Annotated in this window: 20 protein-coding genes; 11 read left to right on the top strand and 9 right to left on the bottom strand. The window is 49.4% G+C overall.

The window, feature by feature from the left end; genetic code table 11:
• The first annotated feature begins 94 nt into the window (after positions 1–94).
• Positions 95–925, top strand: coding sequence for an HNH endonuclease (locus ABUL11_RS02500; RefSeq protein ID WP_350282282.1), 831 nt, complete (start codon positions 95–97; stop codon positions 923–925).
• A 174-nt stretch (positions 926–1,099) separates the two neighbouring features.
• Here ABUL11_RS02500 and ABUL11_RS02495 read toward each other — a convergent pair whose 3' ends face one another.
• Positions 1,100–1,447, bottom strand: coding sequence for a P-loop NTPase family protein (locus ABUL11_RS02495; RefSeq protein ID WP_350282281.1), 348 nt, complete (start codon positions 1,445–1,447; stop codon positions 1,100–1,102).
• A gap of 364 nt (positions 1,448–1,811) precedes the next feature.
• Positions 1,812–2,459 (bottom strand): dTMP kinase, encoded by a 648-nt coding sequence (tmk, locus tag ABUL11_RS02490; RefSeq protein WP_350282280.1) that lies wholly within the window; start codon positions 2,457–2,459, stop codon positions 1,812–1,814.
• 83 nt (positions 2,460–2,542) lie between these two features.
• Here tmk and ampD point away from each other — a divergent pair, with 83 nt between their 5' ends.
• Entirely contained in the window at positions 2,543–3,094 is a 552-nt protein-coding gene (gene ampD / locus ABUL11_RS02485; RefSeq protein ID WP_350282279.1) for a 1,6-anhydro-N-acetylmuramyl-L-alanine amidase AmpD, read from the top strand.
• A gap of 18 nt (positions 3,095–3,112) precedes the next feature.
• Here the strand turns inward: ampD and ABUL11_RS02480 are convergent, their stop codons facing one another.
• Positions 3,113–3,472: a hypothetical protein gene (locus ABUL11_RS02480; RefSeq protein ID WP_350282278.1), complete on the bottom strand. Its 360-nt coding sequence runs from the start codon at positions 3,470–3,472 to the stop codon at positions 3,113–3,115.
• Positions 3,473–3,578: 106 nt separating this feature from the next.
• Complete coding sequence (locus ABUL11_RS02475; protein ID WP_350282277.1) at positions 3,579–4,235, bottom strand: Crp/Fnr family transcriptional regulator; 657 nt, start codon at positions 4,233–4,235, stop codon at positions 3,579–3,581.
• A 309-nt stretch (positions 4,236–4,544) separates the two neighbouring features.
• Between ABUL11_RS02475 and ABUL11_RS02470 the strand changes: the two genes are divergently transcribed.
• The 5 genes from ABUL11_RS02470 to metW all read left to right on the top strand — a co-directional run bounded on the left by ABUL11_RS02470 (position 4,545) and on the right by metW (position 8,815).
• Positions 4,545–4,937, top strand: coding sequence for a PTS sugar transporter subunit IIA (locus tag ABUL11_RS02470; protein ID WP_350282276.1), 393 nt, complete (start codon positions 4,545–4,547; stop codon positions 4,935–4,937).
• Positions 4,937–5,206: an HPr family phosphocarrier protein gene (locus ABUL11_RS02465; protein ID WP_350282275.1), complete on the top strand. Its 270-nt coding sequence runs from the start codon at positions 4,937–4,939 to the stop codon at positions 5,204–5,206. The genes ABUL11_RS02470 and ABUL11_RS02465 overlap by 1 nt, the downstream gene beginning before the upstream one ends.
• Positions 5,203–6,930 (top strand): phosphoenolpyruvate--protein phosphotransferase, encoded by a 1,728-nt coding sequence (gene ptsP / locus ABUL11_RS02460; protein ID WP_350282274.1) that lies wholly within the window; start codon positions 5,203–5,205, stop codon positions 6,928–6,930. Before ABUL11_RS02465 ends, ptsP begins: the two co-directional genes overlap by 4 nt.
• Before the next feature lie 104 nt (positions 6,931–7,034).
• A complete protein-coding gene (gene metX / locus ABUL11_RS02455; RefSeq protein ID WP_350282273.1) occupies positions 7,035–8,168 on the top strand; it encodes a homoserine O-succinyltransferase MetX in 1,134 nt (377 codons plus the stop codon).
• Between the two features lie 29 nt (positions 8,169–8,197).
• On the top strand, positions 8,198–8,815 hold the full coding sequence (gene metW, locus ABUL11_RS02450; protein WP_350282272.1) for a methionine biosynthesis protein MetW: 618 nt from the start codon (positions 8,198–8,200) through the stop codon (positions 8,813–8,815).
• Between the two features lie 26 nt (positions 8,816–8,841).
• Here the strand turns inward: metW and ABUL11_RS02445 are convergent, their stop codons facing one another.
• The 3 genes from ABUL11_RS02445 to ABUL11_RS02435 all read right to left on the bottom strand — a co-directional run bounded on the left by ABUL11_RS02445 (position 8,842) and on the right by ABUL11_RS02435 (position 10,623).
• Positions 8,842–9,150: a DUF2442 domain-containing protein gene (locus tag ABUL11_RS02445; protein ID WP_350282271.1), complete on the bottom strand. Its 309-nt coding sequence runs from the start codon at positions 9,148–9,150 to the stop codon at positions 8,842–8,844.
• Positions 9,131–9,367, bottom strand: coding sequence for a DUF4160 domain-containing protein (locus ABUL11_RS02440; protein ID WP_350282270.1), 237 nt, complete (start codon positions 9,365–9,367; stop codon positions 9,131–9,133). The genes ABUL11_RS02445 and ABUL11_RS02440 overlap by 20 nt, the downstream gene beginning before the upstream one ends.
• A 491-nt stretch (positions 9,368–9,858) precedes the next feature.
• Positions 9,859–10,623 carry an Npun_F0296 family exosortase-dependent surface protein gene (locus tag ABUL11_RS02435; RefSeq protein WP_350282269.1) on the bottom strand — a complete coding sequence of 255 codons (765 nt, stop codon included), beginning with the start codon at positions 10,621–10,623 and terminating at the stop codon, positions 9,859–9,861.
• A gap of 450 nt (positions 10,624–11,073) precedes the next feature.
• Here ABUL11_RS02435 and ABUL11_RS02430 point away from each other — a divergent pair, with 450 nt between their 5' ends.
• The 4 genes from ABUL11_RS02430 (at position 11,074) to ABUL11_RS02415 (ending at position 12,184) form a co-directional block, all read left to right on the top strand.
• Positions 11,074–11,181, top strand: coding sequence for a hypothetical protein (locus ABUL11_RS02430; protein WP_350282285.1), 108 nt, complete (start codon positions 11,074–11,076; stop codon positions 11,179–11,181).
• Positions 11,168–11,347 carry a hypothetical protein gene (locus ABUL11_RS02425; RefSeq protein ID WP_350282268.1) on the top strand — a complete coding sequence of 60 codons (180 nt, stop codon included), beginning with the start codon at positions 11,168–11,170 and terminating at the stop codon, positions 11,345–11,347. The genes ABUL11_RS02430 and ABUL11_RS02425 overlap by 14 nt, the downstream gene beginning before the upstream one ends.
• Before the next feature lie 245 nt (positions 11,348–11,592).
• Entirely contained in the window at positions 11,593–11,961 is a 369-nt protein-coding gene (locus ABUL11_RS02420; RefSeq protein ID WP_350282267.1) for a hypothetical protein, read from the top strand.
• A gap of 58 nt (positions 11,962–12,019) precedes the next feature.
• A complete protein-coding gene (locus ABUL11_RS02415; RefSeq protein WP_350282266.1) occupies positions 12,020–12,184 on the top strand; it encodes a hypothetical protein in 165 nt (54 codons plus the stop codon).
• Positions 12,185–12,303: 119 nt separating this feature from the next.
• Here ABUL11_RS02415 and ABUL11_RS02410 read toward each other — a convergent pair whose 3' ends face one another.
• Both ABUL11_RS02410 and ABUL11_RS02405 read right to left on the bottom strand, forming a co-directional pair.
• Positions 12,304–13,662 (bottom strand): AmpG family muropeptide MFS transporter, encoded by a 1,359-nt coding sequence (locus ABUL11_RS02410; protein ID WP_350282265.1) that lies wholly within the window; start codon positions 13,660–13,662, stop codon positions 12,304–12,306.
• Positions 13,659–14,429: an exodeoxyribonuclease III gene (locus tag ABUL11_RS02405; protein WP_350282264.1), complete on the bottom strand. Its 771-nt coding sequence runs from the start codon at positions 14,427–14,429 to the stop codon at positions 13,659–13,661. Before ABUL11_RS02405 ends, ABUL11_RS02410 begins: the two co-directional genes overlap by 4 nt.
• Positions 14,430–14,433: the final 4 nt, after the last annotated feature.

Genomic DNA, 14,433 nt, shown 5'->3' with positions numbered 1-14,433 from the left:
AGACTCAGGACAATAAGGCCTTGATGAACACTTTACTTTAACCAAATAGCCTCCTCGATAGTCGGGGCGGTTCAATTCCGTCGCAGATTTGCTGGTGATCGGCAACAAAATCATGATGCCAGATAAAGTCGATACAACCAAACAGCCTGTTGTTATTGTGAACCCGCTTCAGCGAGTGCTGATCGAAAAGACTGGCCACGACAACGGCTTCGAGTATGTACTGCCCGAGGTCAGCAATACCGCGATACTGGCTTCGGCCCGTCATCGAACCCAAGCAACGGTGACACCATTAGCCAGTGGCTTCGAGGTGCGATTCCAATCCCTTTCGTCTGCTTTGGTGCCAGAACTGTTTCGCAGCTTCGAGCCTTGGGCGGAAACCGATGGCGCATTCCGAGTAAGCACGCTGGTCGATCTGGCAGCTCTGCTGCGCCGTGCGGCCAACTTGTCGCAAGCCTTGCCGAATCAGGCTGTTCAGGATTACCAGACGGCCGTCGAGCAGGCATTGGCCGAACTGCCGGCTGGAAGCCGGGATACAGAAATCGAGCGCGTTGTACGACAGCGCGTAGGGCAGGATCGCTATCGCGATGCCCTACTGACCTACTGGGGCGGCGCTTGCGCGGTGACTAGCGTCGCCGTTACCGAGGCGCTACGCGCCAGCCATGCCAAACGCTGGGCTGAATGCGCCAACGATGCCGAACGGCTGGATGCCTTCAACGGCTTTCTGCTGGTGGCCAATCTCGATGCGTTGTTCGACCGTTTTCTGATCAGCTTCGACGACACCGGGCATCTGCTGACCAGCCCCCGCCTGTCCCCGAGCGATCTGTGCGGGCTTGGCATTCAACCCGGCATGAAGCTACGCTGGCTCACCAACGGGCACCGGCGTTATTTGCAATGGCACCGCGAACGTTTTCTACACGGCAGCTGATTGGAGGAAGGAACATGGCCAAAGCCGAAGCAAGCGTTGAAAAGTTGGTATTCATGATCAAGCGTGGCAAGCTACGCTTGCCGGAAATATAGTGCCAGTATACATCCTGACTAGTTGGCTACTTGACTGATAATCCATCTGCCACTAATAAATGCCTTCCATCCCATCGGCAACTCATCGAAGTTCAATCCGTGAGGGTCGGTCTTTCGCGCGAAAAACAGCCGATTGCATCGTTGGCCACGTGGTGCGAGTTGCACGCTCTATGATCTGCTCGATACGCTGCTCAACCCCTTCATCACTTTTGAATCGCAAGATGCAGCATTGACGACCAGCAAGCCAATCCTCGTGGCGCACACGGTTGCATCTCGGCAGTTTTCCCTTGTCATATTGGGCGGCCCACGCCAGGAATGCAGGATTTGCATCGCCGAAGAGGACAATTTCCTGCGCCTCTATCCGCTGAAGCCTCAAGTTCAAAGATAGTGAAAGGAATATCACTAAATCAAACGAATCTTCCAGTTCCACACCCCAACTACAAACCGAGTCGGAAACGACAGTTCCATCGAATTGCTTCAGGTAGACAAGGAGTGTCTACAGGAGAAGGCCGGTGTCGAACTTCTCCTGAAATGGCGGAGTGGTGGGCTTCCAATAGAAGTCATCCGCGTCGGCGAAGACAAAGCCGAGCTGGGTGGCAAGAGCCCGCCCCAAGGTTGTGGTTCCGGAACCAGGAGCACCCACTATATTGATTCGTCGATATGAAAAGCCAGTCATTTTTTGTCCAAGACAGAGGAAGTACAGTCAAAGATACCGTTTACGGACAATAGGCATGAAGATATCAACTGGTCTATGCTCTCTGGTGTACCTCACAAATCATTCATTCATACCAAGCTCATCCTCTGAACCGGGTATCCGACAGATCTGACCAGAAATCCTCCACAATTTTCGCTACGGCTGTTTTGACTTCTGCCAGTGGACGGCTGCCATCCACCACCCGAATTCTTTGCGGGAATTGTCCGGCACGTTGCAGATAAGCTTGCCGTACCCGCTCGAAAAACAGATTGGATTCCATTTCAAAGCGATCGGCAATTCTGGTGGACCGCAGCCGTTCACGGCCCACTATGACCGGCACGTCGAAGTACACTGTCAGATCGGGAGAAAACCCTGCCTGCACCCACTGTTCCAGATTCTCCAGTTTACTTTGTGCTACTCCCCTGCCCCCGCCCTGGTAGGCAAAACTGGCATCCGTAAAACGATCGGAAATCACCCAAGCACCGCGATTCAGTGCGGGTAATATCACTTTGTCCAGATGCTCCCGTCGGGCAGCGAACATCAGTAAAGCCTCGGTTTCAGGATGCATCGCCTGACGATGATCCAACAGCAACTGCCGTAATGCTTCGCCCAGCGTTGTACCACCCGGCTCACGTGTCACGACTACCTCCAGCCCTTTGTCCTGCAGGAAACGCTCCAACCATGCCAGATGCGTACTTTTTCCCGCTCCGTCAATCCCTTCAACAGTAATAAATTTTCCGCGCTGCAAGATAATCGCTCTATTAAAATGGTTTACAAAATTCCCGATCAAAAAATCGGCATCTCATACTGCCATTACCAACCAGGATGTCCATGCTAATCGATGCGGAAGGCCGCCTTGTCCCGGCTCGCTACATACCCTCGCCCAACTGCGACGAGCGGCCAGACCGGAACGACATCAGCCTGCTGGTGATCCATGCCATCAGCCTGCCGCCGGAAGAATTTAGTAGCGATAGTGTCATCGAACTTTTCACCAACCAGCTCGATCCACAAGCACATCCGTATTATCAGGGATTGCAGGATTTGAAAGTCTCCAGTCATTTTTTCATTCGTCGTAATGGAGAAATCATCCAGTTCGTCCCCTGTACTCTGCGTGCCTGGCACGCCGGCATATCCGACTGGCAGGGCCGGCCCTGCTGTAACGATTTCTCGATCGGCATCGAACTGGAAGGCAGCGACAATCAGCCATTCGAGCTCATGCAATATAGCCGGTTGATAGAGCTCACCCTCGCAATCCAGGCAGCTTACCCTGTCAGTGATATCGTTGGCCATGCCGATATTGCGCCACAAAGAAAAACCGATCCTGGCCCTTATTTCAACTGGCAAAGTTATCGCCAGGCACTTGGAAAAATCGATAACAGATGATATGGGACTAAATAACAATCAGTATGAGCGATTCTTTCCTTGATAGTCTGTCAGCAATCCTACTGCGATAATAATAATTCCCATGACAATGTAGAAATTTCGGGCAATAACCTCCTCAGTAAAGCCAAGGATAAAAGGAACGGCAATTAATACAGGCCCAACAACGCGTTCGATCCAACCTTGCAGCGTAAAAGGGATGATCCTGATGGTGCTAACAGGGAATCCGGAAGACAATGTAACCGCAAGATGAACGAAGGCTAATCCATAAGCAAGTATGGCAGGCACTTGGCTTAAATTCAGCAGTACAGGCGCCAGTAAAAATATAATCACTGTCAGAAAATCTAAATATCCATGGGCACGAGGCGAAATTATTTTCATTCGATGACTCCTTGTTGAGTAGTTGATAACACCAGCACTTTATAGGGTGTTATCAACTGAGTCTGTTCGCTGGAAAACATCCGTTGACTCAGGGATAGTTCCAAGCCTATCGGGGATCGATCAACAACAGCGCTGTATCGTTAACACAAATATGTTCCCGGGTATAGTCGAGTATGCCCTGATTTCTGAATTGGTTCATGATAGTACTAACAACAGGGCGACTTGCGCCAACCAGATCTGCCAGTTCTTGTTGAGTAAGAGAAATTTCCAATGCATAACCATGTGTGCACCTTATTCCAAATAATTTAGCAAGCTCCAAAAGCACTACGATGAGCCGTTGTTCAATTGATTGAGTGAGAATGGCACGCAACTTACGTTCTATCAGCTGTTTACGGGTATATACCGACTCAAGAATCTGCCATGATAAATTGGGTTGTGAGGTAATTAATTTTTTGAAGTCGCTGTATTCAAGACGATAAAAATCTACCTTTCCAAGCGCCTGTGCATTTTCTTCCATTACTTGGTTAGTGAAGTCACCTGGTAAATAACCGATGATATCGCCCGTCTTTAACAGGGCCAGCGTTAATTCATTTCCCTGTTTAGTGAGATGGGAAAGTTTAACTATCCCATTTTTTATCCAAAAAAAACTTGAGCAACAATCGCCTTGTCGATAGAGAAAAGCTTTGTCAGGAAGGCTGGCCAGTTGAATAGAAGGGTATTCTTTTTTGCATGTTTCCCGGGTACCGCTGAGAAATAGGTTCATAATTTTTCATATCCTTTTTCAGAAGAAATACTTATTGTTATCCATCTATTGATCCTCCTTCCCTTGCCTAATTTGCCACTGGTATTGGCATTGCTTTCCTCGAACTGATGCTCGTTCAGTCTTATTTGTCTCACAGTGCAAACCAATCTATTAATCGGAGAGATTCTTGTACTCCACGAATACGTCAAACAACCGATCCGGCTACCAACACCATTCCGCCACGCGCAAATCGTGAACGGTGCAGTGACAAGCATCATGAGAATGATAGAATCCGAGACTGTTTTCAGTAAAAGGAACATACATCATAAAATGATCGGCATTCTGATCATCAGTCATGAACAGTTGGGAGCTAGTCTGATTGACTGCATCGTCCATATTCTGGGTGAGCGCCCCCCGCTGCTGATCAATCATATCGTTTCCCCCACTGCAGGCCCGGATAGCGAACCGGTCAAACTACAAGCGACTCTCAAACAACTGGATCAAGGCAATGGTGTTCTAATCCTGACAGATATTTTTGGCGCGACACCGGCCAATATTGCCCGCAAGCTGATCCGGAGCGGGCAAATCGAATGCCTGTCCGGACTGAATCTGCCCATGTTGCTGCGCGCCGTGCAATATCGGCATCAGCCCCTGCCGCAGTTGATCGACAAAGTCCTGGCCGGTAGCCGGGAAAGTATTATCCAGATATTCCCGGAAAACTAATGCAAACTGAATCATTGACCATCCTTAATAAGCTGGGTCTGCATGCACGTGCCTCGGCCAAACTGACACAACTGGCCGGAAAATTTGAAAGTGAGGTCTGGCTTACGCGTAATGGCCGTCGGGTGAATGCTAAAAGTATCATGGGTGTCATGACTCTCGCCGCAAGCATGGGCACAGTTATCGAACTGGAAACTTCCGGCCCCGATGAAGTTCAAGCTATGAAAGCATTGAAAGCCCTGATCAACGATTACTTCGGGGAAGATGAATGAGTTTCATCCTTTATGGCACGGGCGTATCCGACGGCATTGCAATCGGACATGCTCATCTGGCCTCGTCCGCAACATTGAGTGTTCCTCATTATCTGTTGCCGAAAAACCAGATCGACACTGAACTGATACGGTTGCGTAATGCATTTACTATTGTACGGCTGGAGCTGGAAACGCTGAAAACTTCTGCTGCACAGGTATCCGGCCTGGCCGAATTCAATGCTTTCCTGGAACTGCACCAGATGATTCTGGACGATCCAACGCTCTCCCATGCAGCTTTGGAAACGGTTGAACAGGCACAATGCAACGCGGAATGGGCTATTACGCAGCAGATGGAAGTATTGGTCGCTCGCTTCGAAGAAATAGAGGATGCCTACCTGCGCGAGCGTAAAACCGATGTTACGCAGGTAGTCGAGCGAGTATTGAAAGTACTGCTCGGGCATCCAGGATACACTCCACCACCATCAAAACATGACGGCTCCAGTATTCTGGTGGCGTACGACCTGAGCCCGGCCGATGTCATGCAATACAAGCAGCATCAATTTTCTGCCTTTCTGACGGATATGGGCGGGCCAACTTCGCATACTGCCATCGTTGCACGCAGCCTCAACATTCCTTCGGTCGTAGCCATGCAGCACGCCCAGCAACTCATTTACGAAAACGACAATCTGATTGTGGACGGCAACCAGGGTATCGTCATCGTCAATCCGGACAAATACATTCTCGCCGAATACCGCTTGAAGCAAAGCCAGCTCGAACTGGAAAGACGCAAACTCTGGCGTATCCGCTCAGTGAAAGCAGTCACGCTGGATGGCACGGCAGTGGATTTGCTCGCCAACATCGAATTGCCGCAGGAAGTCGAACAGGCACGGGAATGTGGCGCCATGGGAATTGGCCTGTTCCGCAGTGAATTCCTATTTCTCAACCGGGATGATCTGCCAAATGAAGAAGAACAGTTCGAAGCCTATTCCACGGTTGTGAAGGGTATGCACGGGCAGCCGGTCGTGATCCGCACTTTTGATCTGGGTGCGGACAAGAATCTGCGCAGCGCCTACCGCACGGCACCCAATCCGGCTCTCGGATTGCGCGCGATCCGCCTGAGCCTGGCCGAACCGGGCATGTTTCTGGTGCAATTGCGTGCGATTCTGCGCGCTTCTGTTCTGGGCAAAACCCGGATCCTGATCCCGATGTTGTGCAGCAGCCGGGAAGTCGACCAGACGCTGCAAATAATCGAATTTGCCAAGCAGAGCCTGCGCGATGAAAACAAGCCTTTCGACGAAAACGTCAGGATAGGTTGCATGGTAGAAATTCCGGCAACGGCACTGAGCCTTGAATTGTTCATGCGCAAGCTGGATTTTTTATCCATTGGTACCAATGATCTCATCCAGTACACGCTCGCAATCGACCGGACCGACGAGACCGTGGCTCATCTGTTCGATCCGCTGCACCCGGCTATCATCCGTCTGCTGGCTCAGATCATTCAGAATGCAGGGAAAGCCGGTATCCCGGTTTCCATCTGCGGAGAAATGGCGGGAGATTCAGAATATACCCGTCTGCTGCTTGGAATGGGATTACGACAGTTTTCCATGTATCCCGCACAACTACTGACCGTGAAACGTGAAATTCTCGGCAGCCATCTGCCCGAAATATCCCGTCTGATACAGAAAATCCTCAAGGCAGATGAGCCGGAAAAAATCAGCGACCTGATGCAGAAACTCAACAGCTGATTCACCGGCCTCCTGACACATCAGGAATAATGTATTTCAAGTAGTACAATTGGATACAATGCGCATTCATTCTTCACATCGACAGTTGGCTTTACTATTTCCAGATGTCCACACAAGATTCTGACTCGATCGGCATCGTATCGGCACGACGCGCCCATTTCGATACCCCGCTCAGCCTGAGCAGCGGGGCTATACTGGACAGCTACGAGCTCGTCTATGAAACTTACGGGGAGCTGAACGCAGATCGATCCAATGCAGTGCTGGTCTGCCATGCTTTATCCGGCAACCACCATGTTGCCGGTGTCTATGCAGACAATCCCAAAAATACCGGTTGGTGGAACAATATGATTGGTCCAGGCAAACCAATCGATACCCGAAAATTCTTCGTCATCGGCATCAATAACCTCGGTGGCTGCCATGGCTCCACTGGCCCCGTCAGCATTAACGACAAGACTGGTAAACGCTTCGGCCCTGATTTTCCGCTGGTAACAACGGGCGACTGGGCAAAAACCTATGTACGTTTCGCCGATCAGTTTGGCATCGATCATTTCGCCGCGGTCATTGGCGGGAGCCTGGGGGGAATGTCAGCCATGCAACTGGCGCTCGATGCGCCGGAAAGAGTGCGTCATGCCGTAGTGATTGCGGCATCAGCCAAACTGACAGCACAAAACATCGCTTTCAATGATGTTGCGCGTCAGGCGATTCTGACTGACCCTGATTTTCACGATGGCGACTATTATTCCCATGGCACCCACCCGCGCAGAGGTTTACGCCTTGCCCGCATGCTTGGCCATATCACCTACCTTTCGGACGATTCCATGGCCAGCAAATTTGGTCGTGAACTGCGTAATGGCTCGCTTGCATTCAATTACGACGTGGAATTCCAGATTGAATCCTACCTGCACTACCAGGGCGACAAATTTGCTGATCTATTCGATGCAAACACTTATCTGCTGATGACGAAGGCACTGGATTATTTCGACCCGGCCCAAGATTATGATGGCAACCCGAGTGCAGCCTTTGCACGAGCAAAAGCGGACTTTCTAGTAATTTCCTTTACTTCCGACTGGCGCTTCTCTCCGGAACGTTCGCGTGATATTGTCAAGGCACTGCTCGACAACAAACTGAATGTCAGTTACGCGGAGATTCCCTCTTCTTACGGACATGATTCCTTTCTCATGCAGGATGACTACTATCACCAGTTGATACGTGCCTATATGAACAATATTGCTCTTTAGCCGAATACCGGCTGATGGAACCTGAACACATGATGACAACTGAAATCAGCAGATCAGCACTGACATTGCGACCGGACTTTGCCACCATCGCGGCCTGGATCAGGCCGGGCTCCAGTGTACTCGACCTGGGCTGTGGTGATGGCACATTGCTGTACTATCTCAAGGATAAACTCGACATACGCGGCTATGGCGTGGAAATCGATGCCCACAACATACTGGCCTGCATGAAAAACGGTATCAACGTGATCCAGAACGACCTCGAGGCTGGTTTGTCCGGGTTTGAAGATGAATCCTTCGATTACGTCATTCTGTCCCAGACATTGCAGGCCATGAAAAATACGGAATACATCATTCGGGAAATATTACGCGTAGGCAAGGAAGGTATCGTTTCCTTTCCCAATTTCGGTTACTGGAAAAACCGTATACAGGTTGCCAGCGGGCACATGCCCGTCTCACCAACTCTGCCTTACCAGTGGTATGACACCCCGAACGTACACCTCTGCACCCTGCACGATTTTGAGCAGTTATGTCAGCAGCATCGGATCAACATTCTGGAAAGACGGGTAATGAACAATGACAGAAAGGTTACATTCCTCCCCAATCTTTTCGGTATCCTGGCGTTTTATCGCTTCAGCCACACAGCGTAACCGGCAACTCAAATTGATGCGATGGATCAGGCAAGATGAGATGTACGACTTGCCAGCCATTTCTTAAGGGATATTTGACTTTCGCCCGAAGGCCTGCCCGCTAATAATCCCTCTACGCTAATATCTTCGTCCAGATCTTCCCAGTGTATTCCATATCCTTTCCCAATCAAACGCCAATTGTTTTGTTCTGATTGAGACGCATAAATCAGTCGGGGATACCACGCCAGCGGGACAGAGATCGTTCGCCCATCTCTCAAGTCAACACTCAAGGTATCCTCAGTGATCATAACGTTTTCAGCTATTGGGACTTCAATTTCAATCGTGGAAGTATGCATTCCAGGCCTCTCTTAACCGTGTTTGATATTCGCCCACAACTTTCTGAATACGGATAATCTCTTTTCGAGAAAAACCACCACTGCTCTGCAAGCGCACCGGATCAAGCCAAAATTTAGCCACTTTGTCTTCTCGTTCGATATGGGTATGTGGCGGCTCATCCCGATCACTGGCAAAAAAGAAAAAGCGATAAGGTCCGACTCGTAAAACAGTTGGCATTTATTTCTTACGTGCATTGTAAAAATATCCTGACACACAGGGATACCAAGTCTGATCAACAACCAGTTACGCGTTCCAGTTCAGCAAAGCGCAAAATACGCGGCCAATCCTAGCCGTAATAGATATCGTATCACCGCTCACAATGAGGAGTACTCAGCACGGTATTCCTATATTAACAATACAGCACGTTCACGAACTCAGAGGAAAATTTATTTGATTTGCCCACGGTTCTATTTTCTCAAATTAAAACCTTTAAAAAATCCGCAGCAATTCAGATGGCAGGAAAATGTGGCTTTGGGGCAATCTGTCACAATGATTTATTGAACATCCTTAGAAATGGGTTGCGTTTAATCAGGCCTCTAAAAATAGAAAAACATCTCTTCCAGACAACCAATGCTGCTCCCTGAAGCAAATAATATTGTTCAGAAAGCAGCTTAGTTTGCTTATTGCAAGCAACTGTTTCTATCGCTAATACTTGAATAGATCAGAAATCAGGCAGCCCGGCGACGCACGGCACCCATCCCAACCAGCGCCAAACCTATCAGCGCCAGTGATGCAGGTTCCGGTACTTCAAGCGGATTACCGGTAATTGAAGTGTAATAACCTACTGTATGATTATCCGATTCATAACCACCGCCAGTTGGATTCTCGGAAAATACTATTTTGTCGAATCCCAAACCGCTCTGATCGTAAAAATTCAGGAATACATAAGGCTCATTCTTATTCTCCCCAGTAACAGGGTTACCGCAATAAGGGTTGGCTGCATTTGGACAACCGCCAGTAATTGTCAGCACATCTGTTGGATTAAAGCTGAACACCTCAATTTCATTCCTATAAAATTTTACCTGATTGCCCTGATCCAGCGCAGACAGCCAATAGCCGAAATAAGTGACTGGCACCGAATTATCATCTTCATCTTTTGCCGAAAGGTTCAGCGTGTAGCCATTCGTGGTAAAAGTTACCGCGTAGTTACCCGTATTGCCCGCCCCACCCCATAGATCAGCCTTATAAATATCCACCCCTGCATAACTACCCGTTATCGTTATCGGATCACTGGCTGTCCCAAAATCAGTTCCAAAACTTTGATTATTAGCAGCAGTACGTAAATCAAAGTTTTCCACACCTTTGTAATCAAAAGAAGTTGTTGTATTGACTACACCAGGTGCTTCGTAAGTAACAAGAAAAGCAGCATGTGCCGAACCCGCAATCATGGCGGACGCAACGGCAGACAAAACGGTCTTACGCAATGAAAACATCAGAATCTCCCTGATAAAAAAAGGATAGTTACGCCCCATCCCTGAAATTGTAAAAACATGTCCCCCACAGGATGTCAGAAGAACCTGGAATAACCGTTTCTCTACTTCAATCCGATCAACAGGTAGGGTCGCAGTATCACGACACCTGATCGTGACAAGGATATACAGGCAATATATATGCCACACATTTTTTAATTTAAAATCAGAGAGATGCAATAAGAAATTTTACGATCTTTATAGATCGTAAAATCCGCCGACAATCTTTCTCTTATCCAAAAAAGCGGGATTCAGGAAAACTGCTTTGATAATGAATATCGAGCTAAAACAAGCTCAACAAAAGGCAACAGCAAAATCCCCTCTCTCATTGCTTGACACGGATATGGGCGCCGATGAAGTCAGGAAAGTTCTGGCACAAAAGGACAGCACTGGAACAGTGCCGGTGTACCCGCAATCTATGCGGGTCTCTCACTGGAAATTGCTGCTATGGAGAAGCTGGTACATACAAGTTCGATTCTTCCACTGAACCTTGTGGTCGTCAGTCAGAATGACCTTGCCTGATGACAATAATCTCTACGAAATTCCGCTACTTGATGCTTTACCAGATGACTGGAGCACCCTTCCAGGATCACCAACTGCAGTAGCGTATGGCAATTCCTTCATACACAAGGGAAAACATCTTGGCCTGATCGTGCCCTCGGCAATAATTCCAGAAGCCAGGATTTGACGGCCGATACTTTTGACAGCGTTCGCTTACTGATAAAACATAACTTGGCTACCAAAAAACTTGAAATTCACAACGAGCAGCTGACTACACGAAACTAATAGACTTGACGTTCTGGATGTGGGAAGCATTACTTTACCACCCTCCCCTTTCTTAAGAATCAGGAAAACAACCCGATAACAAATTTTGTTAGCAATTTTTTATAAAAGATATACACCGTTTTCGGTGTCTACTTTGCGTTAGCCGTTATGAATAAACCTGACGAGACTCTGTACCAAACTATTGCCAAACAGTCCGAGCAACTCGACTACCGGAACAAGCTCCGCTTGGCGCAGCTTCTGATTCAATCGGCCCGAAAAGAAGAGGAAGAGACCTATCCGCAGGAGCGCGTTGATACTCCTACAAAAAAGCCAACCGACCCGGAGACCATCGGATATGTAGCAGAGCGCATTGTCAAGCTGCGCCCTGGCCGTAAATCAGGCGTACTCAATGCAATCAGCGCTATGTTCCAATTTCAGGGCGGGGTCTCAGACCAAGACAAGGAGACCATCATCAAAGAACTTACCCGGCGCAAGGTATTCGCCATTGACGCAAACAGCCGTGTCACATACACATAAAGGTTAACAATTCATTCAAACCGACGCCGCCGAACAAAACTGACTTATGGAGGGATATATGGGTGATGATGCGGAGTACTACATGGAACAGCAAGAGCTTGAGGAGCGCGAGCGAGAGATGCAGCGCCAAGCCCGCATAGACGAGGATGCTCGCCGGAACCGTAAGTGGGAGAAGGCTGCTGCCGGCGCGACGAGGATTCCACCTAAGCCGAAAAAGCGCTGACCCTCGCTAGTGCAACCAACAATTCATTCAAGCCGACGCCGCTTCGCGGCTTAATTCAGGTAGATTCTTTCCCAAAACGCGTCATTAAAAGTTACTGATCACGCTGTTTCTTACTTTCTCTACAAATCATTTTTTACTGATCCAGCAAGGTCAATTCGCCCTACTCTCCACACTAACAGCAATACCGGTACGCCCAATAAAGCGGTGCCAGTAAAGAATGCGGCGTAGCCGTAGGCATCAACAAATTCTCCACTGAAGCCGGCAATAAATTTTGGCAGTAGCAGCATGATAGAACTGAACAACGCGTACTGGGTGGCAGAATAAGCAGCGTGCGTTAATCCTGAAAGGTAGGCAACAAAGGCAGAGGAAGCAATGCCCGCTGCCAGGTTATCGGCTGAAATCGTAAAGACCAGCCCGCCGACATCATGCCCTCTGCCCGCCAGCCATACAAACAGCAGATTGGTCGCGGCTGATAATACTGCTCCCAGAAACAAGGTACGGATGACGCCGATGCGGGCAACCAGCACACCGCCCATGGCTGCGCCCAGTATGGTCATGATCACACCATACACTTTGGAGATGGTGGCTACTTCATCTTTGGTGTAACCCATGTCCACATAAAACGGATTGCTCATGATGCCCATGACGACATCTGAAATCCGGTATATGGCAATCAATGCCAAAATCAGCAGGGCGTGATAACCGTAGCGCATGATGAAATCACGAAATGGCGCGATCACTGCACTATCCAGCCAGGCAAGCAATCGGGCTGATGCTGTCGCTTCTCGTGATCCACTGTTAACCGTCAATTGTGCAACGGGCACTTCGGGTTCACGAATAATCAACGTGGTCATCATCCCGATCAGCATACAGCCCGCCATGATGATATAGGCTATCTCCCAGGAAGCAGCACTGTATTCATCAGGTGATGCATCCAGTGCAGCGGCAATCCACAATACCCCTGCCGAAGCCAGAATCATCGCCAGCCGGTAACCCGCCTGATAGGTTGCGGCCATTGCCCCTTGCAGCCGCAAGGCAACCGCTTCGATCCGGTAAGCATCCAGTGCGATATCCTGCGTGGCGGAAGCAAATGCCACGATGAGTGCGAACACTGTCATGCGCACCAGATCTTCCGCTGGATCAGTACGGGCCATGCCGATCAATGCCATGCTAATGGCCAGTTGTGACAGCAATAGCCAGGCACGGCGGCGCCCCAGCCAGCGGGTCAGCAGTGGCAATGGCATCCGATCAACCAATGGCGCCCATGCCCATTTGAAACCATAGGCCAGGCCCACCCAGCTCAGATGGCCGATGGTTGCCCGGTCGATACCCGCTTCACGCAGCCAGAATGATAAAGTACCGAGTACCAGCAGCATGGGCAGCCCAGCAGAAAACCCCAGCAGCAGCATGCCCAGCACTCTCGGATGGGTATAGATACGCAGTGCATGTAGCCAGCCGACGCATGCGTCTGATTTCATAGAGTGAAATCGTAGTCGATGGTCAGTGGAGCATGATCGGAAAAGCGCTCAGCCTTGTAAATCGAGACACCGCTTACTGTATCTGCCAACCCTGGTGTTGCAATCTGGTAATCGATCCGCCAGCCTACGTTCTTCGCCCATGCCTGGCCACGATTGGACCACCAGGTATATTGATCCGGTTCCAGGTTGATCTTGCGAAACACATCTACCAGCTTCAATTCATCGAACACAACAGACAGCCAGGCGCGCTCTTCCGGCAGGAACCCTGAATTTTTCTGATTGGAACGCCAGTTCTTGAGGTCGATTTCCTTATGCGCGATATTCCAGTCTCCGCACAACAGCACCTCGCGACCACACTCTGCCAGTGACTGCAACAGCGGAAAAAAATGTTCCATGAAGAAAAATTTTGCCGCCTGGCGATGTTCTCCGCTCGAACCGGAAGGAAGGTAAATTGAAATGATAGTCAAATTGCCGAAATCCGCTCTCAGGAAACGCCCTTCCATATCTATTTCAGGAATGCCGGTCCCCTCTATGATCTGATCAGGAGGATGGCGAGTATAGAGCCCAACTCCGCTGTAGCCTTTTTTTTCCGCACAGTGGAAATAACTGCTGTAGCCAGCCGGGCATATCACACCATTGATATCACACTGTTGTGCCTTCAATTCCTGCACACAGATCACATCCGCCTCCTGTCGAGGCAGCCAGTCGAAAAGCCCTTTGCCGGCTGCCGAACGCAGACCGTTCACATTCAAAGTGATAATTCTCATACAA

Source organism: Nitrosomonas sp., from assembly GCF_040256045.1.
In the GTDB taxonomy this organism is placed as follows: Bacteria; Pseudomonadota; Gammaproteobacteria; order Burkholderiales; family Nitrosomonadaceae; genus Nitrosomonas.
The sequence above is the reverse complement of the archived record's forward strand: the minus strand, read 5'-3'. Positions and strand labels throughout refer to the sequence as shown.

What these genes read in the sequence shown, in the direction of transcription:
- ABUL11_RS02445 (WP_350282271.1), bottom strand. Translation starts at nt 9,150, where the DNA reads ATGCATACTTCCACGATTGAAATTGAAGTCCCAATAGCTGAAAACGTT.
- ABUL11_RS02470 (WP_350282276.1), top strand. Translation starts at nt 4,545, where the DNA reads ATGATCGGCATTCTGATCATCAGTCATGAACAGTTGGGAGCTAGTCTG.
- ABUL11_RS02425 (WP_350282268.1), top strand. Translation starts at nt 11,168, where the DNA reads ATGACCTTGCCTGATGACAATAATCTCTACGAAATTCCGCTACTTGAT.
- ABUL11_RS02410 (WP_350282265.1), bottom strand. Translation starts at nt 13,662, where the DNA reads ATGAAATCAGACGCATGCGTCGGCTGGCTACATGCACTGCGTATCTAT.
- ABUL11_RS02480 (WP_350282278.1), bottom strand. Translation starts at nt 3,472, where the DNA reads ATGAAAATAATTTCGCCTCGTGCCCATGGATATTTAGATTTTCTGACA.
- ABUL11_RS02420 (WP_350282267.1), top strand. Translation starts at nt 11,593, where the DNA reads ATGAATAAACCTGACGAGACTCTGTACCAAACTATTGCCAAACAGTCC.
- ptsP (WP_350282274.1), top strand. Translation starts at nt 5,203, where the DNA reads ATGAGTTTCATCCTTTATGGCACGGGCGTATCCGACGGCATTGCAATC.
- ABUL11_RS02440 (WP_350282270.1), bottom strand. Translation starts at nt 9,367, where the DNA reads ATGCCAACTGTTTTACGAGTCGGACCTTATCGCTTTTTCTTTTTTGCC.
- ABUL11_RS02465 (WP_350282275.1), top strand. Translation starts at nt 4,937, where the DNA reads ATGCAAACTGAATCATTGACCATCCTTAATAAGCTGGGTCTGCATGCA.
- ampD (WP_350282279.1), top strand. Translation starts at nt 2,543, where the DNA reads ATGCTAATCGATGCGGAAGGCCGCCTTGTCCCGGCTCGCTACATACCC.
- metX (WP_350282273.1), top strand. Translation starts at nt 7,035, where the DNA reads ATGTCCACACAAGATTCTGACTCGATCGGCATCGTATCGGCACGACGC.
- ABUL11_RS02415 (WP_350282266.1), top strand. Translation starts at nt 12,020, where the DNA reads ATGGGTGATGATGCGGAGTACTACATGGAACAGCAAGAGCTTGAGGAG.
- metW (WP_350282272.1), top strand. Translation starts at nt 8,198, where the DNA reads ATGATGACAACTGAAATCAGCAGATCAGCACTGACATTGCGACCGGAC.
- ABUL11_RS02475 (WP_350282277.1), bottom strand. Translation starts at nt 4,235, where the DNA reads ATGAACCTATTTCTCAGCGGTACCCGGGAAACATGCAAAAAAGAATAC.
- ABUL11_RS02435 (WP_350282269.1), bottom strand. Translation starts at nt 10,623, where the DNA reads ATGTTTTCATTGCGTAAGACCGTTTTGTCTGCCGTTGCGTCCGCCATG.
- ABUL11_RS02405 (WP_350282264.1), bottom strand. Translation starts at nt 14,429, where the DNA reads ATGAGAATTATCACTTTGAATGTGAACGGTCTGCGTTCGGCAGCCGGC.